At 44.7% G+C, this 24,341-nt stretch carries 27 protein-coding genes; 15 read left to right on the top strand and 12 right to left on the bottom strand.

The genetic code is table 11. The features are described from left to right. The first annotated feature begins 53 nt into the window (after positions 1–53). Complete coding sequence (locus ATB76_RS12535) at positions 54–665, top strand: LysE family transporter (protein ID WP_045421755.1); 612 nt, start codon at positions 54–56, stop codon at positions 663–665. 109 nt (positions 666–774) lie between these two features. Then, positions 775–1,125, top strand: coding sequence for a rhodanese-like domain-containing protein (locus ATB76_RS12530; protein WP_061035353.1), 351 nt, complete (start codon positions 775–777; stop codon positions 1,123–1,125). Positions 1,126–1,196: 71 nt separating this feature from the next. Here ATB76_RS12530 and ATB76_RS12525 read toward each other — a convergent pair whose 3' ends face one another. Both ATB76_RS12525 and ATB76_RS12520 read right to left on the bottom strand, forming a co-directional pair. After that, positions 1,197–2,066, bottom strand: a complete 870-nt coding sequence (locus tag ATB76_RS12525; RefSeq protein WP_061035352.1) for an SDR family oxidoreductase — start codon at positions 2,064–2,066, stop codon at positions 1,197–1,199. 11 nt (positions 2,067–2,077) lie between these two features. After that, a complete protein-coding gene (locus ATB76_RS12520; protein WP_061035351.1) occupies positions 2,078–2,671 on the bottom strand; it encodes a hypothetical protein in 594 nt (197 codons plus the stop codon). Positions 2,672–2,817: 146 nt separating this feature from the next. Here ATB76_RS12520 and ATB76_RS12515 point away from each other — a divergent pair, with 146 nt between their 5' ends. Both ATB76_RS12515 and ATB76_RS12510 read left to right on the top strand, forming a co-directional pair. Continuing rightward, the gene (locus tag ATB76_RS12515) at positions 2,818–3,363 is read left to right on the top strand and encodes a TetR/AcrR family transcriptional regulator (protein WP_061035350.1); all 546 of its coding nucleotides are present in this window, start codon (positions 2,818–2,820) and stop codon (positions 3,361–3,363) included. Between the two features lie 254 nt (positions 3,364–3,617). After that, positions 3,618–4,103, top strand: a complete 486-nt coding sequence (locus tag ATB76_RS12510; protein WP_061035349.1) for a hypothetical protein — start codon at positions 3,618–3,620, stop codon at positions 4,101–4,103. 57 nt (positions 4,104–4,160) lie between these two features. On the opposite strand, the gene ATB76_RS12505 is transcribed toward ATB76_RS12510, so the two are convergent. After that, positions 4,161–5,111, bottom strand: coding sequence for a LysR family transcriptional regulator (locus tag ATB76_RS12505; protein ID WP_061035348.1), 951 nt, complete (start codon positions 5,109–5,111; stop codon positions 4,161–4,163). Between the two features lie 189 nt (positions 5,112–5,300). Here ATB76_RS12505 and ATB76_RS12500 point away from each other — a divergent pair, with 189 nt between their 5' ends. From ATB76_RS12500 to ATB76_RS12490, 3 genes are all read left to right on the top strand, one after another. Then, positions 5,301–6,116: an enoyl-CoA hydratase/isomerase family protein gene (locus ATB76_RS12500; protein WP_061035347.1), complete on the top strand. Its 816-nt coding sequence runs from the start codon at positions 5,301–5,303 to the stop codon at positions 6,114–6,116. A gap of 217 nt (positions 6,117–6,333) precedes the next feature. Then, positions 6,334–6,765 (top strand): DUF2000 domain-containing protein, encoded by a 432-nt coding sequence (locus ATB76_RS12495; RefSeq protein ID WP_061035346.1) that lies wholly within the window; start codon positions 6,334–6,336, stop codon positions 6,763–6,765. Positions 6,766–7,105: 340 nt separating this feature from the next. Then, positions 7,106–8,842, top strand: coding sequence for an ABC-F family ATP-binding cassette domain-containing protein (locus ATB76_RS12490; RefSeq protein ID WP_061035345.1), 1,737 nt, complete (start codon positions 7,106–7,108; stop codon positions 8,840–8,842). A 62-nt stretch (positions 8,843–8,904) separates the two neighbouring features. Here the strand turns inward: ATB76_RS12490 and ATB76_RS28445 are convergent, their stop codons facing one another. Next, the gene (locus ATB76_RS28445; protein ID WP_167391665.1) at positions 8,905–9,075 is read right to left on the bottom strand and encodes a hypothetical protein; all 171 of its coding nucleotides are present in this window, start codon (positions 9,073–9,075) and stop codon (positions 8,905–8,907) included. Positions 9,076–9,173: 98 nt separating this feature from the next. Between ATB76_RS28445 and ATB76_RS12485 the strand changes: the two genes are divergently transcribed. Continuing rightward, positions 9,174–10,049 carry a LysR family transcriptional regulator gene (locus tag ATB76_RS12485; RefSeq protein ID WP_061035344.1) on the top strand — a complete coding sequence of 292 codons (876 nt, stop codon included), beginning with the start codon at positions 9,174–9,176 and terminating at the stop codon, positions 10,047–10,049. 86 nt (positions 10,050–10,135) lie between these two features. Here ATB76_RS12485 and ATB76_RS12480 read toward each other — a convergent pair whose 3' ends face one another. Beyond that, positions 10,136–10,921: a hypothetical protein gene (locus ATB76_RS12480; RefSeq protein WP_061035343.1), complete on the bottom strand. Its 786-nt coding sequence runs from the start codon at positions 10,919–10,921 to the stop codon at positions 10,136–10,138. 182 nt (positions 10,922–11,103) lie between these two features. After that, entirely contained in the window at positions 11,104–11,646 is a 543-nt protein-coding gene (locus ATB76_RS12475) for an NADPH-dependent FMN reductase (protein ID WP_038869100.1), read from the bottom strand. A 148-nt stretch (positions 11,647–11,794) separates the two neighbouring features. Between ATB76_RS12475 and ATB76_RS12470 the strand changes: the two genes are divergently transcribed. Further along, on the top strand, positions 11,795–12,745 hold the full coding sequence (locus ATB76_RS12470; RefSeq protein ID WP_061035342.1) for a LysR family transcriptional regulator: 951 nt from the start codon (positions 11,795–11,797) through the stop codon (positions 12,743–12,745). Positions 12,746–12,855: 110 nt separating this feature from the next. Here ATB76_RS12470 and ATB76_RS12465 read toward each other — a convergent pair whose 3' ends face one another. From ATB76_RS12465 to ATB76_RS12440, 6 genes are all read right to left on the bottom strand, one after another. Further along, positions 12,856–13,287 carry a VF530 family DNA-binding protein gene (locus tag ATB76_RS12465; RefSeq protein WP_038869186.1) on the bottom strand — a complete coding sequence of 144 codons (432 nt, stop codon included), beginning with the start codon at positions 13,285–13,287 and terminating at the stop codon, positions 12,856–12,858. A gap of 170 nt (positions 13,288–13,457) precedes the next feature. Beyond that, positions 13,458–15,062 (bottom strand): ABC-F family ATPase, encoded by a 1,605-nt coding sequence (locus ATB76_RS12460; protein WP_081094911.1) that lies wholly within the window; start codon positions 15,060–15,062, stop codon positions 13,458–13,460. 206 nt (positions 15,063–15,268) lie between these two features. Beyond that, on the bottom strand, positions 15,269–15,727 hold the full coding sequence (locus ATB76_RS12455; RefSeq protein ID WP_061035341.1) for a hypothetical protein: 459 nt from the start codon (positions 15,725–15,727) through the stop codon (positions 15,269–15,271). 13 nt (positions 15,728–15,740) lie between these two features. Then, entirely contained in the window at positions 15,741–17,414 is a 1,674-nt protein-coding gene (locus ATB76_RS12450; protein WP_038869095.1) for an LruC domain-containing protein, read from the bottom strand. 236 nt (positions 17,415–17,650) lie between these two features. After that, positions 17,651–18,070 carry a VOC family protein gene (locus ATB76_RS12445; protein ID WP_061035340.1) on the bottom strand — a complete coding sequence of 140 codons (420 nt, stop codon included), beginning with the start codon at positions 18,068–18,070 and terminating at the stop codon, positions 17,651–17,653. A 4-nt stretch (positions 18,071–18,074) separates the two neighbouring features. Next, positions 18,075–18,875, bottom strand: a complete 801-nt coding sequence (locus ATB76_RS12440) for a PhzF family phenazine biosynthesis protein (RefSeq protein ID WP_061035339.1) — start codon at positions 18,873–18,875, stop codon at positions 18,075–18,077. Between the two features lie 346 nt (positions 18,876–19,221). Here ATB76_RS12440 and ATB76_RS12430 point away from each other — a divergent pair, with 346 nt between their 5' ends. The 6 genes from ATB76_RS12430 to ATB76_RS12405 all read left to right on the top strand — a co-directional run bounded on the left by ATB76_RS12430 (position 19,222) and on the right by ATB76_RS12405 (position 24,340). Beyond that, on the top strand, positions 19,222–20,178 hold the full coding sequence (locus ATB76_RS12430) for an MBL fold metallo-hydrolase (RefSeq protein WP_061035337.1): 957 nt from the start codon (positions 19,222–19,224) through the stop codon (positions 20,176–20,178). Next, complete coding sequence (locus ATB76_RS12425; RefSeq protein ID WP_005436274.1) at positions 20,168–20,482, top strand: hypothetical protein; 315 nt, start codon at positions 20,168–20,170, stop codon at positions 20,480–20,482. Before ATB76_RS12430 ends, ATB76_RS12425 begins: the two co-directional genes overlap by 11 nt. Beyond that, a complete protein-coding gene (locus tag ATB76_RS12420) occupies positions 20,470–21,336 on the top strand; it encodes a DUF692 domain-containing protein (RefSeq protein ID WP_010453176.1) in 867 nt (288 codons plus the stop codon). Before ATB76_RS12425 ends, ATB76_RS12420 begins: the two co-directional genes overlap by 13 nt. Beyond that, the gene (locus tag ATB76_RS12415) at positions 21,329–22,060 is read left to right on the top strand and encodes a putative DNA-binding domain-containing protein (RefSeq protein ID WP_061035336.1); all 732 of its coding nucleotides are present in this window, start codon (positions 21,329–21,331) and stop codon (positions 22,058–22,060) included. Before ATB76_RS12420 ends, ATB76_RS12415 begins: the two co-directional genes overlap by 8 nt. Next, positions 22,057–22,656 carry a DoxX family protein gene (locus tag ATB76_RS12410; RefSeq protein WP_005429408.1) on the top strand — a complete coding sequence of 200 codons (600 nt, stop codon included), beginning with the start codon at positions 22,057–22,059 and terminating at the stop codon, positions 22,654–22,656. Before ATB76_RS12415 ends, ATB76_RS12410 begins: the two co-directional genes overlap by 4 nt. 88 nt (positions 22,657–22,744) lie before the next feature. Next, a complete protein-coding gene (locus tag ATB76_RS12405; protein WP_045421717.1) occupies positions 22,745–24,340 on the top strand; it encodes a cytochrome ubiquinol oxidase subunit I in 1,596 nt (531 codons plus the stop codon). The last annotated feature ends 1 nt before the right edge of the window (position 24,341 follow it).

The raw sequence follows: 24,341 nt of genomic DNA, 5'->3' as shown, positions 1-24,341 counted from the left end.
AACTCTCGACCTACAATTGCCCCATTCATAACAACGAAAAAATAGGAAACACCATGGAGCTTTTCAGCCTTGCCTTATTAGGCATACTCATCGTTATCAGTCCCGGCGCTGATTTTGTATTGGTTCTTAGAAACAGCCTCAACAATGGCAGACAAGCGGGAATTTGGAGTGCCGTGGGCATTAGTCTTGCGATTTCGGTGCACATTACCTATTCATTGCTTGGTATCAGTTACTTAATCTCACAGAACGAATGGTTGTTCAGTTTGATTCGCTATTTAGGTGCGGCTTATCTGATCTATCTCGGATTGAAAGGGATTTTTGGGACTGATTCTCAACAGAAGATAGAGGGGGAAACACAACAAAGCATCTCCATTTGGCAGTTCTTTTTCCAAGGCTTTTTGTGCAACGTGCTTAACCCAAAAACCATGTTGTTCTTCTTGAGTATCTTTAGCCAAGTCATCGACCCGAATGCAGAATCACAGCACCTAGCTTTAGGTTACGGTGTCTACATGATCGCGCTACACGGGATTTGGTTTTCTATGGTTGCCATCTTGTTTACCTCTCCGCGATTACAGAGCTTATTACTGCGCGTGAAACACAGGTTGAACCAAGCTTGTGGCGCAGGATTATTAGTGTTTGGTGCCATGCTAGGGTTGAAGTCATAACACGGCTGAGTTACGACATTTCGACCGATGCCACATCGAAGTTTGATAATCGCACGTATAATCTTCATCAGAACGAATAAGGGCAATTGACCTTGAGGAAAGGAACTCAATGAAAAAACTACTTCCGGTTGTATTCACTTGTTTGAGCTTAGCTTTCACCGCACCATCGGTATTTGCTTCTGAACGAGCAGAGCAGGGTTGGCAATGGATTGAGCAAGGCGCAATGATTGTCGATGTACGCACGCCACAAGAGTTTGCCGATGGTCACTTAGACAATGCGGTTAACTTCCCGCTTTCAGAGTTGGATAAACACTTTGCTGATGTCGATAAAGACACGCAGATCGTGCTCTACTGCCGCAGTGGTAATCGCTCAGGGCAAGCGTATCAGTACCTACAATCACAAGGGTTTACCAACCTTCATAACGCGGGAGGCTTGGTTGAGATGCAACAAGCGAAGTAGCACAACTTAGCACCTACCTAGCCAACTGAACGGAAAGCACACCTCTCGTGTGCTTTTTGTTTTTTCACAATCTATTCGTTATCGGTTGAAGCCAGCTCGCCAAAGTAGTCTTCTAGTCGATGATGACCATAAATCGGCGCGATGTTATCTCCACCTAGCATGGTCAGGAAGAACTCAGCAGGACCGCCCCATTTCTCCGGCAAGTGACGTACTATCGATAAGCCTGCTGCGCGCAGGAAGTCTGGTAGGTGCGTATTTTTCTCCACTTTGTTTTGAGATTTGAACGCGAGCCGAGCAATATCATTGACTGACAAAACATCTGGACCACCGACATCGAGTTCTGTGTCATTTCGTTCAATCGCTTCTACACAAAACCTCGCCAAGTCTTTTCCGTGAATGGGATTAAGCAAGTGTTCACCATCGCCAAAATTAAACACTCGACCCGATTTCGCCATGTTATACACCTCGGTAATATCAGAGAAAAAACCATTCGGGCGAATCACACAAGGGGTTAATTTTGTTGATTGCAGAAGTCGACTCGCAAAGCGTTCTTTCGCCTCTAAAAGACGAACTTGAGGACATTTCTGAGCATTAAATGCAGAGATGTAGATGAATTTACCGACACCTGCTCGCTCTGCTTCTTCAAGCAAGTTCAAATTTGCTTGGTAGTCGACATCCAAATAACCTAATCCGTCTTGTTGGCGAGTAATGCCCAAACATGAGATAACAACATCGACACCGTCGCAAACACCTTTAAGCTCATCGGGATGAGTAACCTGCGCCTCTATCACTTGTGACTCTTCCACACCCATTGCGAGTAATTTGGTTTTGTTTCTCGCAATGGCTTTAAAATCAATGTGCTCAGAGAGAAGTAGCTCAACAATGTTCGAACCCAAGTACCCCGTTGAGCCCGCAATTAAAATTCGAGGGTGCGTTTTCATAACATGACGTCCTATTCTTGCTCTGGTCGGTATGGCTCTTCACGCAATACGTGGCTCACCAATAACTTTAGGTAGAACAGCGGTAAAAACCATTCCAAACCTTGTGGTGCTTGTGCCCAATAAATCGAAATAATCACACTAAGAGAATACAGAGTTAGCGCCACAGGACGTTGTAAATACAACGGTGTTCTCATGACTAGGCTACATGCAAGAACCATGTAACCACCGATCACAACAATCCACATGATATCGAAATTCAAGAACGCCCAACTGTAGAGAGAAAGCTGCACGAAATGAGTCAGAATAAAGCTCATGTGCTGCTTAAAATCTTGTCCTTCACGATGAAACCAGCGCTTTGCCGTAGACGTCGCATTGGTAATAATGCCGCCAATAATATCCACTGTGAGCAAACCCGCGATAACATATTGAGTTGCAGTCCAACCCAGTTGTGCAAAGTACGCATAAATCACCATGACAAAACCAGCAGCGAAAGGGACATACAGCTGTAAATTCTTTTCTGCTTTCGTTGCACCCGGACCAATCAGCTTATCAATTCCACCCCAGAAACCCGCTCTTGCTTGAGGAACACTCCAATCAATTTTCATACTAAAACCTTATTTCGACCACTTGGTCTTTTTAAATTAGTACGCTTTGAGAGCTAGGTAAAGATCTTTTTTGTCCACTCGGTCTAAATAAAAGATCTTGTGTTATACTGCGGGGCATTGCGGTAACAAAAGCTGAGAAGAAAATCATGCCGAAGATCGTCGATCATGAGAGCAGACGTAGAGACATTGCCTTAAAAGCAACCGAAGTATTCCTTGAGTTCGGTTACAAAAACATTGGTATGAGACAACTGTGCGAACAGTTAGGAATGAGCAAAAGTGCGGTTTATCACTATTACAAAAGTAAGGATGAACTGTTCAAAGCCGCAACAGAGGCCATCGTCAACTCTGATACACAAGTGCTAGCAGATAGACCAAACTCAAGTGAAGCGAATACAGGGCAACAAATCGAAAACTTCGTATTGATCTTCGAACAAATGGCTCCGCGTTTCTTTCAAGAAATGAAGCTTGTCTCTGATTACATTGATGTGATTGGACAAGAAAACGTAGCTACCGATCCATGCATGTTACTAGCGAATCAAAAGTACATGACGATGCTAGAAAACTACGTTTCCGCGCAACACATAGAATCGCTTTATACCCTTATGCTAGGGCTACTGAACCATCAATTGATGTTGGGTAAAGCGCTAGAAGATGCTCATGTTATTGAGCAGGTTGAGCGTATCTTAAACTAGCTCTCATGTAAAAAGTTGCATAATGTATTTTGATTATCATGTGCTTTGCTTAACACTTAAGTCCCGAGCTAAAACAGCCCCCCCCACACACATTAATAACCCACAGTTATGACTTGAATAACAATAGGTGCTTAGATAAACATCTATTGTTTCGATATATTTTTCCCATCAAATAGTGTCACGCTCTCCTACAGACTTACGGATCAGACTAGCGCGAGAACGGTCATTTAAATCTTGTTCCATAGGAAAAACTGATGAAAAAATATATCGCAATCGCTATCTCTTCCATCCTACTAATGGGTTGCTCATCTTCAGGCTCATCAGGTGGAAACGCACCAGAAGCAAGTATCCCAGATAATGAATTACCTATTGTTGATGGCGAATGGGGAATAATGCCAACACCAGATAACGATCTACCTATCGTTGACGACGATTGGGACAACCCTATCTGCATTCAATGTGACAACCCAAATGTTAAATGGGAAGTTGATGTGGTGGCTGAAAACTATGTTGTCATCAGTGAAATCAATGGCGAAGCCATGTATCAAATTAGTTACGTTGAAGGTAGCAATCGTAACTCAGTCCAAATAAAAGGGCCTGACGGTAACATCATCGAAGTGCCTGATGTTAAATGGGGGAATGGTGCCGCAATGGTTCCCATTCGAGATAAAGTTCGCTCTCTGAGCAAAGAACAACGCCAAAAAGTACGCCAAGCAATTAAATCTCGCCGTAATGGCTAAATCGCCATACAAAAGTTTTAAACAAACGGCAGAGTCAGCAACACTCTGCCGTTTGCCTTACTTCTCTCGACCATACATCTTGTCGAAATTTGGGATGTTCTTTTCCCAAATGGGCGTCTCTTCTCCCACAATGGATTTGAGTGTGTCGATAAATAACTTGGTTTTGATCGGCGCATCTCGGTGCGGATACACGGCATAAAAGGTGCCGAAATCATCAATGTTCAAGTGCGTCATGATTGGCACTAACTTGCCTTGTTTGATTTCGTCTTGAACCATTTGTGCGGTCACCACAGCGAGCGTATTTCCTCCTGCTGCGCTTCTTGCCAACATTTCCACATCATTCACTTTATAAGCGACATTAAGCTGAAAATGCTGTTGTCTGCCTTGCTCATCTTGATAGCCGAATTTATCGAATAACAAACCAGGAGCGGCGTAGATAGTAGCGGGTAAAGATTCCAATTTCTCAAGACTGTTCACCTCACCATGTTTTTCTATAAACGCAGGAGCGGCAACAATCAACAGGCGACTTCGTGCAATCTTACGGGTAATCAAGCTTGAGTTTTTAGGTCGCCCAATTCGGAAGCCAATGTCAAAACCCTCTTGCACCATATCAACCATGCGATCTTCTAAGCGCAGTTCAAATTCCACATCTGGGTATTGCTGTTGAAACACCGAAATCGCATCTTGAACATATTGACGCCCGAACATGTTCGAGCTGGTAATACGCAAGACACCACGAGGCTCTTCGTGAAAATTCTGCGCCAAACGGTGAGTATCACTGAGAAGTGACCGAAGGGATTTGGCTTGGTTGACCATTTCATTCCCAGCAGCCGTCAATGATAAGGAGCGCGTAGTTCGGTTGAGCAATCGAACACCCAACTCATCTTCCAAACGGCTGATCTGTTTTGAGATCACCGAACGATCCACATTCTTCTGTTCTGATACCTTGGTGAACGAGCCAAGCTCGACCACTTCAAGTAACAGCAATAAACGACTAGAGAAATCCATAACGTCTTACCTAAAAAACCATTGTTGCTTTTATGGCACCAATTATATGCCATTTAGCTTATTTTTCTCATCTTATAACAAATCTATAGTAGCTGCACACAACGGGAGAGAGACAAACCTCCTCAATACCAAACCAATAAATTCGCGTTACCGAGGTCTGCTGATCTTACTAACGCTGAGGAAACAGCTATGAAAACTCTATCAATCACACAACAAAACGGCATCGCTACTGTTGAAATCAACAACCCACCGGTGAATGTACTGACTATCGATTTGATTAATGAAATCAACGAATTTGTCCTATCACTTAAAGATGACCGCGATACGAAAGTAGTGGTCTTCAAATCGCTTCATGAGTCTTTCTTCTTGGCGCATTTAGATTTGAACGTTATCAACGGCACACAAGGTGGTCAGGCAGCATCAATTGAATTCAATCATATGATTGCCAACATCAAAGCGATGAAACAAGTATCGGTTGCTGTGGTTGATGGCGTGGCTCGTGGCGGCGGTAACGAGTTTGTGATGGCGTGTGACTTGGCTTACGGCACTGAAAACGCAGCATTTGCTCAGCCAGAGATCCACGTTAACATCCCAACGGGTGGTCAAGGCGCGGTTCAGTTCGCTCGTCGCATGGGTAAAAACAAAGCGCTTCAAGCACTGCTACTTGGTAACGACTTTACGGCACAACAAGCGGAGCAGTTAAACATCATTACTCAGTTCGTTCCTAAAGCAGAGTTGGATGGGTTCTTAGCGGCAACATTGGGCGTGATTAGCCAATTAGAAGTGCGTGACATCGTAATGTACAAAGAGATCATCGCAACCTCTATCAAAGATGAAGACACAGGTGCAGAGCTAGAGTTACGTTACTTCTTAGAGCGCGCAAAAGAGCAAAAAACCGCAGCGATCATCGACGCGTTCCTAAAACACGGTGGTCAAACAGAACGTGAAGCGAAAGACATCCAAGGCATCTTTGTGGATACCGCGGCAGAGCTAAACAAACAATAGAGCTTGGTTCGCCATAGACCTAAGGCACCGACAATCCGTTGGTGCCTTGTCTATTTGCAAACTCTGAGGAATCTTATTGCATGAAAAACGATTACATCGGTCGTTTATTGCAAATTTAACTTTTCGAAAGCAATGTTAGAAACAAAATTGCGCGTGCGAGGAAATACAATGGAGGCAGTTAAACAATAGCCAGATCATTAGAGAAACGAGGTCCTCCATGAATCAACTTCCCGACGAAAACCAAAAACGATTTGTTGCCGTAATCAGTAAAAAAGTCGAAGTGGGACGCGCCGTTAACGTATTAGGACATTTGAGCGTAAGCCTTGCGAATCAACTTTCTGATGGCGACGCAGTCTACACCGACTATCACGACCTTGATGGTAGTTTTCATCCAAATATCTCCCACTATCCGTTTATCGTCTTGAGAGCGGACAACTCCAACAAAATCAGAAAGCTTCGCCAAGAAGCACTCGATAGAAGCATCCCCTTCTCCGACTTTACTCACACCATGGTAGAAGGCGGCTCTGAAATACAACAGCAAACCACCAAAAACACACCAGAAGCCGAGTTAGAATACTTGGGTATTTGCTTGTTCGGCGAGACTGAAACACTTCGAGAATTGACCAAGAAGTTCAGCTTATATCGCTAAAAGCACGTGATACATTGGTGATCCTCTCATCATTTTTTCATCAAGCTATCTGTACATTGCCACTTTTAGGGTTAGAATCTAACGCATCTATCAACCAAAAGTGGCAACACTTACAACGAAATTAAGGAGGAATTTATGTCTTTGTGGTGTTCAATCAACCCACGTTTTTATGGCATGAAGGACCGCTCAAGAGTTTCAGATTTCGCGCTGCGATAATCTCGACTTGAGCGAATAATTACCTTTCGACGAAAACACGTCACCCGAGTACTTTCCCTCAAGCTCGAAGAATTATTGTCAGCTATGACAACGGCGTCTTGCGCCCAAAATTCTTGAGAACACTATGAGTACTTTTTTAACTGCACAATCACTAACCCTTTCTCACACAGCAACACCAATCTTCAAAGATGTAACGTTTACGATTCATCGTGGCGACAAAATTGGTCTTATCGGTCATAACGGCTGTGGTAAAAGCTCCCTACTCAAACTGCTTAGCGGTCAATTTGAACCAAGCCAAGGCACGGTTGCCAAAGCCAGTTCATGTTTGATGCGTTATGTTGAGCAGCATTTACCTAAGTCTTTAAGTACACATTCCGTATTGGACGCGTTAGCAGAATCCTTATCCGATGATGAGATTTGGCGCGCCGAACTCTTATTGGATGAACTCGGATTTTCAACCACAGAACGACACATGCCGGTTGAAAATTGCAGTGGTGGTCAGCAAATGCGACTCCTGCTTGCTCGTGCGATTATCCATCAACCTGACTTACTGCTTCTGGATGAACCAAGCAACCACTTGGACTTGCCATCGCTCCTTTGGTTAGAGCAATTCTTATCAAACTGGAAAGGCTCATTCGTATTGGTATCTCACGATCAAACCTTACTCGATCGCGTCACCAACACCACTTGGGTCATGCGAGATCGCTCTCTGCATCATTTCTCTCTGCCTTGTTCTCAAGCAAGACAAGCATTGAAAGAGAAAGATGAAACCGATCAACTTCGCCATGCCATCGAGCAGAAAGAGATCGACCGAATCGAGAAAAGCGCCAAGCGTTTAGCCACTTGGGGCAAAGTCTACGACAACGAGGATCTTGCTCGAAAAGCCAAGACGATGTTTGCGCGCAAAGAACGTTTGGAGGAAGAACAAACCGAACTGACAGAAGGCACACCGTGGGCGCTACAACTTCAAGGTGAGTCAATGCCAGCAAATCGACTGCTTGAGGTTTTGCCTTTCTCGGTAACGCCACCAAACAGTGATTATCACTTGTTTGATATGGCAGAAATGCGCGTGAAAAGTGGCGACCGAATTGCCGTTCTAGGCAGTAATGGTTGCGGTAAATCGACGTTGTTGAACCTGCTTTATCGTCAGTATGAAGTCATCCAAACCGACCTAGGCAACCAACATGAGAGTGTGACTTTTCACGATCGCTGTCGCTTGGGTTACTACGATCAATCTCTAAGGCAACTCGACGATCATCAATCCATAACAGATGCGTTGCAGTCGTTTGCCAGCATAAGCAGTGAACAGGCAAAACGTTCGCTTATTGGTGCAGGATTCGAGTACGCAAGACACGAACAGAAAGTCGTCAGTCTAAGTGGTGGAGAGCGAGCGAGGCTGCTGTTTGTTGGCTTAACTCTGGCTCGTTATCACATGTTGTTTTTAGATGAACCGACCAACCATTTGGATATGGAAGGCAAAGAGGAGTTGATTGAAACTATGCAAAACTTCGAAGGTGCCGCCTTATTGGTTAGTCACGACCGAAGCCTGATAGAGCAAAGCTGTAATCGATTCTGGTTTATTGAAAATGGCTTACTGACGGAGTATTTAAGCGCGGAAGAGGTTTATCAACGCGTAACTGATACTGCACCGAAATCAGCCATATCGCATCATTGCAATGAAGTAATGTCGATGGAAACAAACACCGCGTCTGATGCGCAATCCGAAGAGCAAATGCTGGAAAGACTGTTGGAGCTGGAAAGCTTGCTGGAAGCCGATTTAGGGCGAAAACCCAAACATCAAAAACCAGCGATGCAAAAGCAATGGCAGCAAGAGATAGAGGAAATTACGGCGCAGCTATAAAAACAAAAGGCACCATTAATTGGTGCCTTTCTTCTATTTTCTATTTTCTAAGAAGGGTCTTATTAGTCTTTTTCGAACGTCGCTACGGTCTTAATCACGCCAGACATCATTTCGTTAGCGTCTGATTTCTTAGCCGAACTTTGCATGGTTTGAGTATTTTGACGCAAGCGTTCACGCAATGCTTCTAGTTCCTTTTGTGTATCCGATAATTCCGTAGATTGGTGGTTACTCATCTTATTCTCTACTTGTACTTAACGATTAATGGAGCGATTTTCATCTAAAGTTTTTATAAGATATAGTTAGCTACCATCTAAAAATTAGATACATCGTTATGTTCAACCTTCAACAACTTGAAACGTTAGTCATGTGCGTGGAATGTGGTTCGTTTTCTGCGGCGGCAAGAAAGCTTGGTAAAGCACAATCTGCGGTCAGTACTACGATCTCAAACTTGGAAATCGACACAGGACTGACCATTTTTGATCGTACTTCTCGATTGCCTACCTTAACGGCACAAGGCGAGCGACTGCATGCTCAAGCCATCTCCTTGTTAGAGCATGCACAACACATACAAAATATGCTGCAAACGTTCAATGTAGGAGTAGAAGATAGGATCTCGATAGGAATTAATGCGCTTTTACTAACACCGCAGTTTTTTGGCGTCATTGATGAGTTTTATCAGCAATTTCCGCACACCGAGCTCAATCTCAATGTCTTGAAAAACAATGACATTGCTGATGCTGTCGCGAGTAATGAAGTGGATATCGGTTTTATGTTGTGGAGCAGTACACAGCCTAAGAACGTGATTCTAGGTTCGATTGGCTATGTGCCGTTTTCTATCGCTGTACATCAATCACACCCGTTATTGGCTGAGGAATCCGTTTCTTTTGAAGCGCTTAAGGCGTATCGGCAAATCGTATTAAAAGACCACCCTGCTCACTACAACGCAAACTTATCGAATTCACTAACCAAAGTGAATGATTTAGAATCCCTAGTAGAGTTGATTAAACTGAATAATAATTGGAGCTTGATACCTGACCACCTGTTTCAAAAGCACTTAGATATCGTTCCCCTTAAGCTACAAGGGGAAGAAAAAGATTGGCTTTTACAAATTGACCGTGTGACAGGCAAAGCAAAAGAATCAGGTCCTGTTATGCAGTGGCTTACAGAGCGTTGTTTGGATTTCTATCCTAGCGTACAGCCCAAGTAATAACATTAGTGATAAAAAGAGAATATCCATAACTAGATATTTACTTCAATAATCACTTTAACATCGTTACCAATAAAAACTAGTAATTAAAATTGATAGTTGTATTCAATACGATGATCACCATCATTAAAATCAACGTTTTCACTCCAGTTTGCATAATAACGAATATTCGATCTTTTATTTAATTGATAAGAGAGCGTAAACTCATGGGTTAGAATATCCTTCTCTTCTGCATAATAGTTATCTTTATACTCACTCGAACCAGATAATGTATGCATGTACATTGGGTTATAATTAATCCAGATTTTATCTGTGATGTCGATTTTAGAGTACATGCCAACCACCATAAACGTGCCCGGAATTTCGTAACCATTATCTTCTCCGCTATAATCGTTCGCGACAGTCACGCCAACACCACCTAGAGGAAAAAGCTGCACTATGCCAAACTTGGGAAGCGATTGAACATAACTGTAAGAAGCGTCAAGTCTGTCGTTATCAACGTCATAATTGATATCAATTTGGCGGCCTCGACCTGTTGTTAAGTCAGATTGAAAGTTACGAAGACGAAGTGAGTCAATGCTATCGTCTACACTTTTGTAGAGTGGTTCATCGTTGTCTCTTATACCTAATAAGTCACCACCGATCCCCTTCACTTCAATAACATTCATAGCAAGCGTATTTGGCTTATTTGAATCATAGGCTTGGCCGACTTTAATATTAATGCCTTTATCACTGATGCCAAAACCAGCTTGTGTATATACCGCAAGTGGATCAGACATATCTTGCAGTTTTTCATCTTTATTTTCTTGAGAGACAGCAGGAAGAGAGGCAAAAAAACTTAGAAATAATATGGGATATTTAATAGTACTCATAATATAAACCTTTATATTATTTTTATATTCACAGACAACAAAACACAACTTACTATAAATTTACAGTAAGATTTAATTTCGCAATTAAAAAGCAATAATTGTAAGGAATGACCTAGTTGTTATTAAAAATTCACTAGCAACTAGGTTAGTGATTTAATAGTTTGTATAGAAATATAATCAAACTAATTAATAGCATGTTCGAAAGAGGCCATTAGCTCACTCAATTCCGCCGAGGTCGCTGTATCAAATTCACCCTCTTGGAACTTGTCGTAGAAACCGCCCAAGCTGTAAGTGCCTTTTACATCACCGCCCCACCAAGGCATCAACTCAGCCATGGTTTTGATATTTGTCGCGCCGCCGTTTGCACCTGGAGATGTGCTCACTAGCAGAACTGGTTTCTTAGTGTCGCCAAAGAAAGACGTACCTTGAGGCGCAACGCGTGATAGCCAATCGATCGCATTTTTCAGGAATGCTGGCATTGAGCCGTTGTGCTCTGGTGATGCAATGATGATCGCATCGTATTCGTTTAACGTCGCACGCAGTTTGTGTGCGTTTTCTGGGATGCCCTGACCTTCAACGTCCAAACCGTACATTGGCAATTCAAAATCGTTTAGGTCAATTGTGTTTACTTCTGTTTGGGTAGCTTGGTTTGCTAATGCTTGAACCAATAGGCTGTGGATTGAGTGACTGTTGTTGCTACCAGTAAATGCGACGATCTTTTTCATAGTGGAATCCTAGTTACACTTGCCCCTACTCAGCGGGCACTCATTGAATGAGGTGATATTAATTAACTCCAAACCGTGAATAAACTCTATAATAGTGTCTATATAGTTCACCAATAGTGAACAATAATAAGTTCAAGGTAGCAATTACATGGATAAGATCAGAGCATTAACCGTATTTCGTCGAGTCGTGGAGCTAGGCAGCTTCGTCGCAGCTGCAGAAGATTTAAACCTCTCAAAAGCCGCAATAAGTAAGAACATCAATGAATTAGAGAGCTATTTGAAAAGCCCTTTGATTAACCGCACTACCCGCAATTTACACATTACCGATAATGGTCAGCTCTATTATCAGCAAGTGTGTCAGGTTCTCGATGCACTCAACAATGCCGATCGTTCAGTGATTGAGTCTTCGCACACATTAAAGGGCACGCTAAAAGTCAGCATGCCGATGTCATTAGGGTTGATTGAACTAAACCCTATCATTTGCGAGTTTATGAAGCTGCATCCAGAACTTTCCATAGAGGTAATCATGAGCGACGAGCACCTCGATTTGATTGAACAAGGGGTTGATATCGCCATTCGTGGTGGAGAAGAGCTTGGAAATTCAACTTTACGTTCGAGAAAGCTGTTAGACATTCGGCGTGTGCTTTGTGCCTCTCCTAATTACTTGGAAGCATCTGCGCCCTTCCTCTCGCCTAGTGATGTGGTAAATCATCGCCTACTGAGTTACAGCCTGTCATCGGCATCACGTCGTTGGACTTTTAATAACGGCAATCAGATTTTAGATGTTGCGATTCCGCCTTGTGTTTATATGGTCAACAGTGGTCTTGCGCTTACCCAAGCGGCATGCGCCGGACTCGGTGTCGCATTACTACCAGATTTCTTTGTCGAACCTCAGTTAGCTTCAGGTGAATTGGTCGAGATTACCCCTGAGTGGCAGATGGAAAAGCACGCGCTGTACATCGTTTACCCTTACCACAAAGAGCAATCGCAAAAATTACGAGCCTTTATTGATTATGTGGTGGAGAGCTTCCAAGCGCGATTCAACCGTCAGTCAGATCCGCAGCAGATGTACTCTTCGATTATCAAGCTAGGGTCTTGAGCAAAATATTTAGCCAAAGAAAAGGCAATAAAAAAGCCAAACTAAATAGTTTGGCTTTTCATCAAAATCATTCTTGTACCTGATGACTACAGAACAAGAGAACTGAAAGTTTATCGACGGCGGTTGTTAAAACGAGCGCGATCTGTACGCTGTTTAGACGAACGCTCTTTGTGGGCAGATGCTGCCTTCGCTTGTGAAGCCAGGATCGATTCAACCGTCAGTTCCATTGGCTCACGCGGCTCCAATCCATGACGGAAAGTACGTGCACGTGGTGGCAGGTTGTACTCGTATTCAGACGCCTTTGGCATGCGCTTGTAACGGTATAGATAGAAGTTTTCTACACGCTCGCGAGCCCATTCTGTTTTCTTCAGGTATTTAACACTGCTCGCAATGCTTGGCTTGGTGTTGAAACAGTTCATACGCATTGCTGTGTCGAGGATTTCCCAACCGTAATGGTCAACAAGCTGTTGCAACATGTCTTCCAATTTTAGACCGTGCAGTGGGTTGTTCTTCTGCAGTTCAATACGTTCTTCGTCGGTCATAAATTCATGGCTCATGAACGGCTCCTTAATTATGGGTAGCGAGCATGGTACTCACTACCTTACCTCTATCAGGTTTAGATTAATTCATCATAGTGAACAAGCCATCAAAGTTCTGTTTAACAGGTATACCTTCTTGGCTTGTTCACAATTATATGGCTTAGCTACGTTGGTTACGCGGCACTCAACACTTTTTGCTGATGTGCCATGTACTCTTCGAACGTACCTTGGAAACTCACTAACTGTTTGTCTTTCACATCAATGATCGACGTCGCCAATGACGATACGAACTCACGGTCATGACTGACAAAAATCAAAGTGCCAGTGTAGTCTTTTAATGCGCTGTTTAACGCTTCAATCGCTTCCATATCCATGTGGTTGGTTGGCTCATCCATCACCAGAACGTTGATGTCTTGCATCATTAGTTTACCAAACAGAAGGCGGTTCTTCTCACCACCCGAGCAGTTTTTCGCTTTTTTGTTGGCATCATCAGCGGTAAACAACAAGCGACCCAGAATGCCACGCACCATTAGGTCATTGTGCTTCACGGTACGCCACTGAGAGATCCACTCAAAGATGGTCAGATCATTATCGAAGTCTGCACTGCTGTCCTGTGGACAGTAACCAATCGAAGCGTTTTCAGACCATTTTACTACGCCCTGAGTTTGCTCTAACTCGTTCACTAGGCAACGCAGCAAGGTCGTTTTACCCACACCGTTTTCACCGATGATCGCAAGGCGAGTGCCCGCTTCAAGTAACAAATTGCCTTTTTCAAACAACAGTTCATCACCAAACGAGTGACCAAGGTCTTGCAGTTCCAAGGCTAAACGATGCAGTTTTTTACCCTCACCGAAATCAATCGATGGGCTAACACGGCTACTTGCTTTCACTTCGTCGAGTTGGATTTTATCCATCTTTTTAGCGCGCGAACTGGCTTGTTTCGCCTTCGATGCGTTCGCACCAAAACGGTTTACGAAATCTTGAAGTTCGTTGATTTCAGCGGTTTTCTTCGCGTTAGAAGCCAATAGCTGTTCACGACGAAGACCAGATGCCTCAAGGAAGTATTCATAGTTACCAGGGTAAATTCGCAGTTCGCCGTAATCGATATCTGCCATGTGAGTACACACAGAGTTTAGGAAGTGACGGTCGTGCGAGATGATGATCATTGTACACTTACGTTGGTTCAACTCTTCTGCCAACCAGTTGATGGTATGAATGTCCAAGTTGTTGGTTGGTTCGTCGAGCAACAAAATATCCGGGTTAGCAAACAGAGCTTGCGCCAAAAGCACGCGCAGTTTCCAGCCCGGAGCAACTTGTTGCATCAAACCAAAATGCAGGCCTTCTTCAATACCCGCTTGCAGCAAAATATCGCCAGCACGACTTTCTGCTGTATAGCCGTCCATTTCTGCGAACTCGCTTTCAAGCTCAGCGACTTTCATGCCGTCTTCTTCACTCATTTCTGATAATGAATAGATGCGGTCACGTTCTTGTTTCACTTCCCACAATTTGCGATCACCCATGATCACGGCGTCAATCACGCTGTATTGTTCAAACGCAAACTGATCTTGGCTCAATACGCCAAGTTTTAATCCTGGAGTAATAGAAACGTTGCCTGAACTTGGCATGAGCGCGCCACTCAGGATTTTCATGAACGTAGATTTGCCACAACCGTTCGCGCCAATCAGGCCATAACGGTTACCGTTGCCAAATTTAGCGGAAATGTTTTCGAACAATGGCTCGGCACCAAATTGCATGGTGATGTTGTTTGTACTAATGATAGCAGTGCCCTCGAAGTAAATTTCTTTTAATAACAAGCTCTTAATTTACTTTCGAGATACTGTTAAAAAAGGTCATATTGAATGTGGCCGCCATTCTATATGATTCATTCATAAGGTGATATAGGTCACATTCATATTGCGCCGAATTTTTCGAAAAACAAAAAGCGCGACATTTGCCGCGCTTTCGTTTTTTCTACTCATCACTATTAAAAGTCGATGTGGTAATTATTGTTGGACTGATTTAATGATACGACCCAATTCTTCTCTGATTCATTCGCACTCATGGGTACCCACTGAGCATACAACTGGCTCCAGTTACCATTTACCTCTAACTCCACTTCGCTGGTTCGTGTTGGATAAATGGTGGTAATGCGCGACATTGGATCGGCCACGACCACACCATTTTCTGTGGTAAATGCCGCTTTGGTGTAAAGGTGTAAAGCGCCATCCGCAGAACCTTGATAGTTCATCGATATAGTAATGGTTTCTCCGACATCAAATGAAAAATCACGTTCCGCCACAATATCTTGAGTGTTATCGATGGTTTCAACAGTGGGCGTTGGTGCAGGCGTTGAAGAACCACCACCACCGCCGCCTCCACCACCACAAGCGACAATAAACACAGGAACGAACATGATGGTCAGCAGTTTTGTTGAAATTTTCATGTGAAGCTCCTTATTATTCCGCTACTGAAATGGTTTTTCCGCTTACTGGCGTGCTATACCAACTGGTATCCGTTTCACCATTGCTCGATACCCACGCTGGAAAACCGGTATAAGCATGGCTGATGTCCATAAGTTCGATAGGATGCTCCCACTCAGCACGAATGTTGATCGCCCAAGGCATGTTGTTATCGGTCAGGAAGTATTCCGAACCACCCGTATCGTCATCATGCATATTGAATATTGCATTGTTCATCTCAGCAGTACCGGAGAACGACTTAAAGTGCGTTTGCCATGTCATACCAGGGAATGTCGCCACAAAGTCGCCATGGTAGGTATTTTCAGCCGCAAAAATGAAAGAGTCATAAGGTGGATAGCCAACCAAATCTCTCTCCACAGGAGTGGTTAACTCAACAACAAGTTGGTATGCGAGGAGCTCAGCAGCTTGTTGGTTCAAACAACCACTTTGCGTTCGGTAATAAGTACAAGTCTCACTGAGCACGCCAAGCGATTCCAACTCTGCTCGTAGATCTTCTGAAACCACAAGAATCGTTTCACTACCAGATTGTAAGACCGTATGTTCAACCGCCTGCCCATTTTTCGTGAGCGTAACAGAAGCAACGTTTGTCGGGTCAACATTCGGCAGTTTTACAGCAAAGCCGTTTGAAAACCCTGCTCCCATTGCCTGTAAGGTGTAATCCACGGTGATGGTTTTCAGTTCACGTTGACCATTCAACAGTTCAGTCACGCGGTAGCGCCACACCACATCGTTAAAATCGTAATCGCCCATTAATGGCCAGCGATCTTCAAAGGCCATGGTCGCATAAGAATTAGAACTTGGATAAACAGAAGTAACGGTAACATCTGGGTCGTTTTCTTGTACCAGCACTTCGTATTTAGAATCCGTCGTTCCATCCGGGTTTACACCGTCTACTGCGGAGAATGGTGAAACATCAACGGTAAACAGTAAGTCGTTAAAGTCATTGTCACCATAGGGGCGAAGAAGATCCTCGAACCCCAACACAAGAAACTCGTTTTGCGTATCGATAAACGCAACATTATGTCTACGATAGAGCGCTGTTGATTCAGGGTTAAGGTTCGAATAACTATAGAAAGGCGTGTTCCAAGGACCTAAATTCAAAATATTGTTGTAAGTACTGGCTCCCCATCCATTTGGGATAACGAAAAACGCCAATGTTTGACCTGCTGTCAACTGCACATTGAGGTCAATCGTATCACCTTCAGCCATCTCACCATCTGGTGCCTTGGAAGCATTAGGGAATACAATCACATGTGCGTTAACTTCGTCTTTGTTTGACGGTGGATTATCAGTGTCGTAAACGAAGTACCCTAATGCATTTCTATAACCAGCCCCTTCATTCAGAAACGTAATTGAGGCGGTCGCATAAGGGGCTCCATCGAGTTCATCGTCAATATCGATGTTCGAGTAACGCTCTGGTGCGATAAAGGCATTGTTGACGGCTGTACCTTCTGGCAGCATTGAATAAACATTACTGAGTGTATCTTGTGGCAATGTCCCAGAAATAGAATACATATTATTCGGCTTGCCTTTTAGCGAGTAGTTTGAGCTATCGCTGCCAGATTCATATGTCAAATCACTGGTAGTAAGTGCGTATGCTGACGCAGATGCACAACAACACGTTAGCACGAACATTTTCCTTGTTTTCATATTATTCCCCTCGTCAACTGAATCGTTGGTTGTAAGGGGGATAACGCAAATATAGTGCCGAGTTTAAACCCTTAAAAAACAAAATCTTATTTAAATATTTTTATCATTATCATTTTGAGAATGAAGCTGATAGGCAAAGTGAAGCGAAATAGGAGAAGAAGAAAGAAATGCAAGAGGCGGACACATGAAACAAAAAAGCGCCCCGAAAGACGCTGTTAATATCAATTAGTATGAATCTATGAACGCGCAGCCATTGGGTGGCTTGGACTCATTTCTAGCAAATCCCACAGGTTGCCATAGAGATCTTCAAATACAGCGACTGTGCCGTAGTCTTGCTCCGCTGGCGGGCGAACAAACTTAATGCCCTGCTCTACCATTCGATTGTAGTCACGCCAGAAGTCATCGGTATTCAAAAATAGGAACACACGTCCACCGGTTTGATTACCGATGAAGTCATGCTGCTCTGGCTTAGACGCTTTGGCTAGCAATAATGTCACACCATTAGAACCCAGTGGAGAAACCACAACCCAACGCTTGTCTTGCTCTGGTTGGTAAGTATCTTCCACCAGCTCAAACTTCAGCTTATTCACATAGAAATCAATCGCTTCATCGTAGTCTTTTACGACCAAAGCAATATGGATAATGGATTGTTTCATCGCGTTATACCTTGAGTTTTCCGCTGATTACCGTCTTTGCGGAGCCAATCAGTTTAATGCGTCCGTTTTCTAACAACTCGGTTTGTAAGTGGCCGCCACGCGCTGAGGCTTGATAAGCTCTAAACTGATTTTGACCGAGCTTCTGCGCCCAAAACTGAGTCAGTGCGCAATGGGCTGAGCCTGTAACAGGATCTTCGTTCACGCCTACCCAAGGAGCGAAATAGCGCGAGATAAAGTCGAGGTCTGGGGAGTTCGATTGAGCAGTGACCACCACGCCGCGCCCTTGAATGTTCTTTAATGCATCAAAGTTAGGCTCGAGTTCCAACACGGTTTGTTCACTGTCGACTTCAATAAAGCCCTTGCTATCAAACTGAGCGTAAGAAACCACCTGCTCCGCTTTCAATCCAAGCGCCGCTAGTAACGTAGCATCTTGCTCAACATCCATTTCAAGATGAGTCGAAGGAAAATCGAGCTCAATTGTCGACTCGTTTACTTTTGCATGAAGCTCACCAGAGAGAGTTTGAAAGGCAATGGTATCGCCAACCTTCGCCAATCCTTGTTCTTTTAAGATTTGCGCTGTGGCTAATGTGCCATGACCACATAGCGCCACTTCTACTTTAGGTGTGAACCAACGCAGTCGCATGTCTTTCAAACAGAGAAAAGCGGTTTCTGATACCGCCATTTCTTCAGCGATAGAGAACATCAATGCTTCTGGTAACGGTTCTTGTGAGAGGCAGACTCCTGCAGGGTTTCCTTTGAAAGGTTCGGTGGTGAAAGAGTCCACTTGGTAGATATCGAGATCCATGATGCGCTTCCTAATACTGCTATTTTGGCAAGATGCCAAACAGCTTATCGGTTTCATGGTAAAACGACAATGCATGCCCTGATTGTTCTTGCAAAACACAAACAAAAGGCACCCTTCGCGGTGCCTTTTTACATTCTGATGCTTGTTCAGCTCAAACCAATAACGTTCAATTTACCTGAACGAAACTTTAAAATTACTAGATATAATTAACCATTCATATTGGATATCTTATTCCCGTGCTTTGACGGACATCAAAAACAAATCGTTTTTCCTGCCTCTTCAACACTTCTTTGGATGCTCACCCAAAGAAAATAAATAAGAAAAATCAAACTCATAGGTATTCAATATGAAACAGCCTTTAAAAGCGTTAGTGCTGGCTCTAGGGTTATCCTTAGGTGCAGCTAACTGTTACGCATTAACTGTCGAACCGCTCGAAAAAGATTTTACTTTGCAGCTACTCGGCTCCGGCGGACCAATCTCTGATGACCTGCGTGCCTCGTCTGGTGAACTGATTTGGTGGAAAGGAAAATCACGCGTGATGATCGATGCCGGTGGCGGTGTCTATCTGCGTTTTGGTCAAGCGGGCGGCAAACTGGAAGACTTAGACTTCCTTGGTTTAAGCCACTTTCACACCGACCACGTCGCTGACGTTCCTGCCTTATTAAAAGGTGGCTACTTCTTTGATCGTCAAGATCCCCTCGATATCGCAGGCCCAGAAGCAGGCTCTGCATTTCCTAGCTTAACCGGTTATATGAAAGCGCTTTTCGACGGTGATGAAGGTGCTTACGCATATCTGAACGGTTTGTTTGATGGCAGCGATGGCTTGTTCCCAGTCACCATTACTGATGTGCCATACAAAACTTCCCAAGGCACCAAGGTGTACGAGCAAGATGGGTTGACCATTTACGCTCTCGGCATCCCACACGGCGACGTACCTTGTCTCGCTTTCCGAATCGAAAGTGCCGAAGGCGTGATGGTGATTTCCGCCGACCAAAACGGCAGTAACCCTGACTTCATCGACTTTGCTAAAGGTGCGGACATTTTATTGATGCCACTAGCCATTCATGAAGAAGCCGACGAAGTCTCGTCATTCATGCACGCTAAGCCATCGGTTGTCGGCAAGATCGCCGCAGAAGTAAATCCAAAACTCTTGGTGCTTAACCACTGGATGGGCTTAGGTTTAAAACTCAAACCCGCTTCCATCAAGATCGTTAAAGAGTACTACCGCGGTCAAGTTATCGCTGGTCACGACTTATCTAGCTACCCAATGAGCGCAGCGAAGGAGATGTCTCATGAACAATAAACTCGCTCTATCTATCGCGATGACGTCTGTCATTACTTTGAACTCAGGCATGGCGTTTGCCGATGCACCCACCGAAGCTCCCGTAGAGGCTCAATCCAGCTCTCAACATGGCGGTAAGTGTGCGGCTGGTAAATGTGGTACAGAGAAACGCTTTGAGAAACAAGAGTTAAAAGATGATCCGCAAGGCCGTTTGGTACGCGCTCGTGACGGCAAATGTGGCGTGACTGGCGAGGGCATTAACCCTTCGGCTGAAACCATCAAATTAACCAAAAGCAAAATCACAGGTGGGGTATGCGGACAATAACCGATACATCAAAAGGGATTGGGCTGCGCAGCGAACACGTTGATTTGCTGTGTCAGTTGCCCGAGCACCCAGATATCGATTTCCTCGAATTGGCACCGGAAAACTGGATGAATATTGGCGGCTTGAAACGTGAACAGCTGCAAGACATTGCGAAATATTATCCGCTTGTCGCTCATGGCTTGAGCTTATCGATTGGTGATTGCCAACCGTTAAACGAGTCTTTTGTACGAGACGTCGCACGCTTTCTCGATGAATTTAATATCGACATCTATAGCGAACATCTGAGTTTCTCTAGAGACAATCAGGGCTATTTGTATGAACTGCTTCCGATCCCTCGACATAAAGAGAACATTCCGTATTTGGTCGAACGCATTCAACGCGTGCAAGACATTATTCAGCGTCCATTGGCGTTAGAGAATATCTCTTACTACCACGATTACGGACATGAAATGCCAGAGGGCGAGTTTATCGCTGAAGTGAGTGACCGCAGTGGATGTGAGCTGCTTATCGACATCAACAATGTGTTCGTCAACAGCCGAAATCATCATTTCTGCCCTTACGACATGCTGAGTACTTTACCAAGCGACGCGATTCGTTATTACCACATTGCGGGTCACTTGAAAGAGCGTGATGACTTCTTGCTCGATACCCATGGAAAGCCAGTGCCTGATGAAGTGATTGATCTGGCTCGTTACACCTACTCGGTGCATGGCAGCAAACCTTTACTGCTTGAGCGCGACCACAATGTGCCGTCGTTGCTTGTTCTGGCTGAAGAGCTTCGCAGCATTCATGGCGAGATCTTGGATTTCAGTCAAACACTCGAAGTGTTGTGTAAGGAGGTGCTCAATGCTTAATCCTCCGAGCAAAATGCGCGCGCAAACCGAGTCCCTAACGGCTCTAATTCGCACGCCTATGAATCAGCATGCGCTGTGTCGATATAGCGAATTTATCCGCGACAACATCTTGGGTGTCGTTGCGAATACGTTCCCTCTATTTTCTTCGCAGTTCGCTGATGAACAACTTGAACGCATGGTGGATGACTTTGTGGTGATGCATGGCGCGTCCGAGCCTGAGTTTCATCATATTGCCACCGAGTTTGTTCAGTTTTTGCAGCAGAAAGCGCATCAAGATTCCAGCTCCATCTCTGCCGATCAGAAGGCGTTATTGGAATATGAATGGGTGGCGTTCAATGTAGAAATTGACACCTTAGTCGCGGCATTCAATTCACCCTCGAATCCGATATTCGAAGAGAATCAAGTGCTGCAACTCAACCCAACATTAAAGCTGGTCGAAGTGCCTTTCTTGCTGCATCAAGACTCCGTGACCTTCTTAACTGACAGCCGTCACCCTGTGTTTTATGGCGTGTTTCGGAACTCACAGCATCATGTGATATCGCAAAAGCTCAGAGAAGTGGATGTCGCATTGATTCAGCTATTACAACAGCAACCAAACCTGACTCTGGCGCAACTACAACAAATGATTGCTCAGCAACTCGCCAGATTCAGTTTCATGGAGTGGGCTCAACACTTCAGTGAACTAGGACTCGTCAGCGTCCGCCCTTCAGGAGAAAAATTATGATTAAGTCAGCCCTCAATTGGTTCGACGGTCTCGTCGAGAAATGCAAAAGATACGATTACTTAGCGTTACTTGCGATTCGTCTCTACCTCATTCCGGTCATTTTTGTTGGCGCTCGCTCTAAGGTGCTGGGTTTCTCTGGCACCGTCGCGTGGTTTGGCGCGTCCACCGCAGATGGTGGTTTGAACTTACCATTTCCCGAGTTGTTAGCGTTTCTTGCCGCAGGTACGGAAGTGCTTGGCTGTATTTGTATCGCATTGGGTTTGTTTACCCGAGTGATGTCGATTCCGATGATTTTCTTGATGAGTGTTGCGAGCGCAATGGTGCACTGGAAACACGGTTGGGATGCCATCGCCACTGGCGGCATGGAGGCAACGGTACGTTTGAACGGCTTTATTGAATGGTTAGCAACCAACTTCCCAGGTCGATACAACTACATCACCGAATTGGGTGACCCAGTAATGCTCAACAACGGTATGGAGTTCGCAGCGACCTACTTTGTGATGTTGCTGGTGCTGTTCTTCTACGGAGGTGGTCGCTACGTAAGCTTGGATTACTGGTTGAGAAAACCTTTCTCTCGCACACCAGCAAAAGCGTAACTCAAGCGCATCAAGCTTTAACGCTTAATTAAACAGACTAATAATAACCTTATCTAACCCGCTACTCTGGTAGCGGGAAGGAGTCCTTATGTTTGCAGATGTCGTTGATCTGTCGCGGTTTCAGTTCGCTAGTACCGCACTCTATCACTTTATATTCGTCCCACTGACCATAGGTTTGTCTTTCTTGCTGGCCGTTATGGAGTCTTTGTACGTCATGACGGGAAAAACCATCTACAAAGACATGACCAAGTTCTGGGGTAAGTTATTCGGGATTAACTTCGCCGTGGGCGTCGCGACCGGTCTTACCATGGAGTTTCAATTTGGTACCAACTGGGCGTATTACTCTCACTATGTGGGCGATATTTTCGGGGCGCCGCTTGCCATCGAAGCTTTGATTGCCTTCTTCCTCGAATCCACCTTAGTCGGCATGTTCTTCTTCGGTTGGGATCGATTATCAAAACGCCAGCACTTGTCGGTCACTTGGCTGACAGCGCTAGGTTCTAACTTCTCTGGGTTGTGGATTTTGATGGCGAATGGCTGGATGCAAAACCCAGTCGGCGCAGAATTTAATTACCAGACCATGAGAATGGAGATGATCAACTTTGCTGATGTGGTGTTTAACCCTGTCACGCAAGTGAAGTTTGTTCATACCGTGGCTGCCGGTTACACCACAGGTGCTTTGTTTGTGATGGGCATCAGTGCTTACTACTTACTCAAAGGTCGAGATATCTCGTTCGCTCGCCGTTCGTTTGCGGTGGCGTCCGCATTTGGTATGGCGGCGATTGTGTCGACATTGATGCTGGGTGATGAATCGGGTTACGAGCTTGGCGACGTGCAACAGGTAAAACTCGCGGCAATTGAGTCCGAATGGCACACGGAAGAAGCACCCGCCTCATTCACGCTATTTGGCTTACCAAACCAAGAAACCATGGAAACCGACTACGCCATTAAGATTCCATACCTAATGGGGCTCATCGCAACTCGCTCGCTGGATGAACCAGTGATGGGCTTACGCGATCTGATGGCGCAGAACGAAGATCGTATCCGCGATGGTATCCAAGCTTACGGCATGCTAGAGGAACTTCGCGCAGGTAACGACAGCCCTGAAAACATCGCTCAATTCGATGAGATGAAGAAAGACCTCGGCTACGGTCTGCTCTTGAAGAAATACACCGATAACGTCACCGACGCGACCGAAAGCCAAATCAAGCAAGCGGCGCAAGACACGATTCCTCAAGTAGCACCACTGTTCTGGAGCTTCCGAATCATGGTGGCGTGTGGGGTATTAATGTTCGCCATTATCGGTTTGTCTTTCGTCCAAGTCTGCCGCAGAAAATTAGGTTCGAGCCCTTGGTTATTGAGAGCGGCACTATGGGCGATTCCATTGCCTTTCATAGCTTGTGAAGCAGGTTGGTTCGTTGCCGAATACGGACGTCAGCCATGGGCAATTGGTGAGGTGCTTCCAGTCAATATGGCAGTATCTAACCTCGCACCAAGTGACATTTGGATTTCGCTCGGCTTTATTTATGTGCTCTACACAGCGTTCTTGATTGTAGAAATGTTCTTGATGGTGAAGTTTGCCAAACGTGGACCAAGCGTGCTTAAAACGGGTCGCTATCACCATGAAGAGAACAACGAAAAAGACAAACAATCCGACACATTCAAACTGATTGATCAGCACTAAG

The sequence above is a fragment of the Vibrio sp. MOR3 genome, assembly GCF_001557775.1.
In the GTDB taxonomy this organism is placed as follows: domain Bacteria; phylum Pseudomonadota; class Gammaproteobacteria; order Enterobacterales; family Vibrionaceae; genus Vibrio; species Vibrio jasicida.
This window is presented reverse-complemented; position numbering and strand designations above follow the sequence as displayed.

What these genes read in the sequence shown, in the direction of transcription:
- ATB76_RS12535 (WP_045421755.1), top strand. Translation starts at nt 54, where the DNA reads ATGGAGCTTTTCAGCCTTGCCTTATTAGGCATACTCATCGTTATCAGT.
- ATB76_RS12530 (WP_061035353.1), top strand. Translation starts at nt 775, where the DNA reads ATGAAAAAACTACTTCCGGTTGTATTCACTTGTTTGAGCTTAGCTTTC.
- ATB76_RS12525 (WP_061035352.1), bottom strand. Translation starts at nt 2,066, where the DNA reads ATGAAAACGCACCCTCGAATTTTAATTGCGGGCTCAACGGGGTACTTG.
- ATB76_RS12520 (WP_061035351.1), bottom strand. Translation starts at nt 2,671, where the DNA reads ATGAAAATTGATTGGAGTGTTCCTCAAGCAAGAGCGGGTTTCTGGGGT.
- ATB76_RS12515 (WP_061035350.1), top strand. Translation starts at nt 2,818, where the DNA reads ATGCCGAAGATCGTCGATCATGAGAGCAGACGTAGAGACATTGCCTTA.
- ATB76_RS12510 (WP_061035349.1), top strand. Translation starts at nt 3,618, where the DNA reads ATGAAAAAATATATCGCAATCGCTATCTCTTCCATCCTACTAATGGGT.
- ATB76_RS12505 (WP_061035348.1), bottom strand. Translation starts at nt 5,111, where the DNA reads ATGGATTTCTCTAGTCGTTTATTGCTGTTACTTGAAGTGGTCGAGCTT.
- ATB76_RS12500 (WP_061035347.1), top strand. Translation starts at nt 5,301, where the DNA reads ATGAAAACTCTATCAATCACACAACAAAACGGCATCGCTACTGTTGAA.
- ATB76_RS12495 (WP_061035346.1), top strand. Translation starts at nt 6,334, where the DNA reads ATGAATCAACTTCCCGACGAAAACCAAAAACGATTTGTTGCCGTAATC.
- ATB76_RS12490 (WP_061035345.1), top strand. Translation starts at nt 7,106, where the DNA reads ATGAGTACTTTTTTAACTGCACAATCACTAACCCTTTCTCACACAGCA.
- ATB76_RS28445 (WP_167391665.1), bottom strand. Translation starts at nt 9,075, where the DNA reads ATGAGTAACCACCAATCTACGGAATTATCGGATACACAAAAGGAACTA.
- ATB76_RS12485 (WP_061035344.1), top strand. Translation starts at nt 9,174, where the DNA reads ATGTTCAACCTTCAACAACTTGAAACGTTAGTCATGTGCGTGGAATGT.
- ATB76_RS12480 (WP_061035343.1), bottom strand. Translation starts at nt 10,921, where the DNA reads ATGAGTACTATTAAATATCCCATATTATTTCTAAGTTTTTTTGCCTCT.
- ATB76_RS12475 (WP_038869100.1), bottom strand. Translation starts at nt 11,646, where the DNA reads ATGAAAAAGATCGTCGCATTTACTGGTAGCAACAACAGTCACTCAATC.
- ATB76_RS12470 (WP_061035342.1), top strand. Translation starts at nt 11,795, where the DNA reads ATGGATAAGATCAGAGCATTAACCGTATTTCGTCGAGTCGTGGAGCTA.
- ATB76_RS12465 (WP_038869186.1), bottom strand. Translation starts at nt 13,287, where the DNA reads ATGACCGACGAAGAACGTATTGAACTGCAGAAGAACAACCCACTGCAC.
- ATB76_RS12455 (WP_061035341.1), bottom strand. Translation starts at nt 15,727, where the DNA reads ATGAAAATTTCAACAAAACTGCTGACCATCATGTTCGTTCCTGTGTTT.
- ATB76_RS12450 (WP_038869095.1), bottom strand. Translation starts at nt 17,414, where the DNA reads ATGAAAACAAGGAAAATGTTCGTGCTAACGTGTTGTTGTGCATCTGCG.
- ATB76_RS12445 (WP_061035340.1), bottom strand. Translation starts at nt 18,070, where the DNA reads ATGAAACAATCCATTATCCATATTGCTTTGGTCGTAAAAGACTACGAT.
- ATB76_RS12440 (WP_061035339.1), bottom strand. Translation starts at nt 18,875, where the DNA reads ATGGATCTCGATATCTACCAAGTGGACTCTTTCACCACCGAACCTTTC.
- ATB76_RS12430 (WP_061035337.1), top strand. Translation starts at nt 19,222, where the DNA reads ATGAAACAGCCTTTAAAAGCGTTAGTGCTGGCTCTAGGGTTATCCTTA.
- ATB76_RS12425 (WP_005436274.1), top strand. Translation starts at nt 20,168, where the DNA reads ATGAACAATAAACTCGCTCTATCTATCGCGATGACGTCTGTCATTACT.
- ATB76_RS12420 (WP_010453176.1), top strand. Translation starts at nt 20,470, where the DNA reads ATGCGGACAATAACCGATACATCAAAAGGGATTGGGCTGCGCAGCGAA.
- ATB76_RS12415 (WP_061035336.1), top strand. Translation starts at nt 21,329, where the DNA reads ATGCTTAATCCTCCGAGCAAAATGCGCGCGCAAACCGAGTCCCTAACG.
- ATB76_RS12410 (WP_005429408.1), top strand. Translation starts at nt 22,057, where the DNA reads ATGATTAAGTCAGCCCTCAATTGGTTCGACGGTCTCGTCGAGAAATGC.
- ATB76_RS12405 (WP_045421717.1), top strand. Translation starts at nt 22,745, where the DNA reads ATGTTTGCAGATGTCGTTGATCTGTCGCGGTTTCAGTTCGCTAGTACC.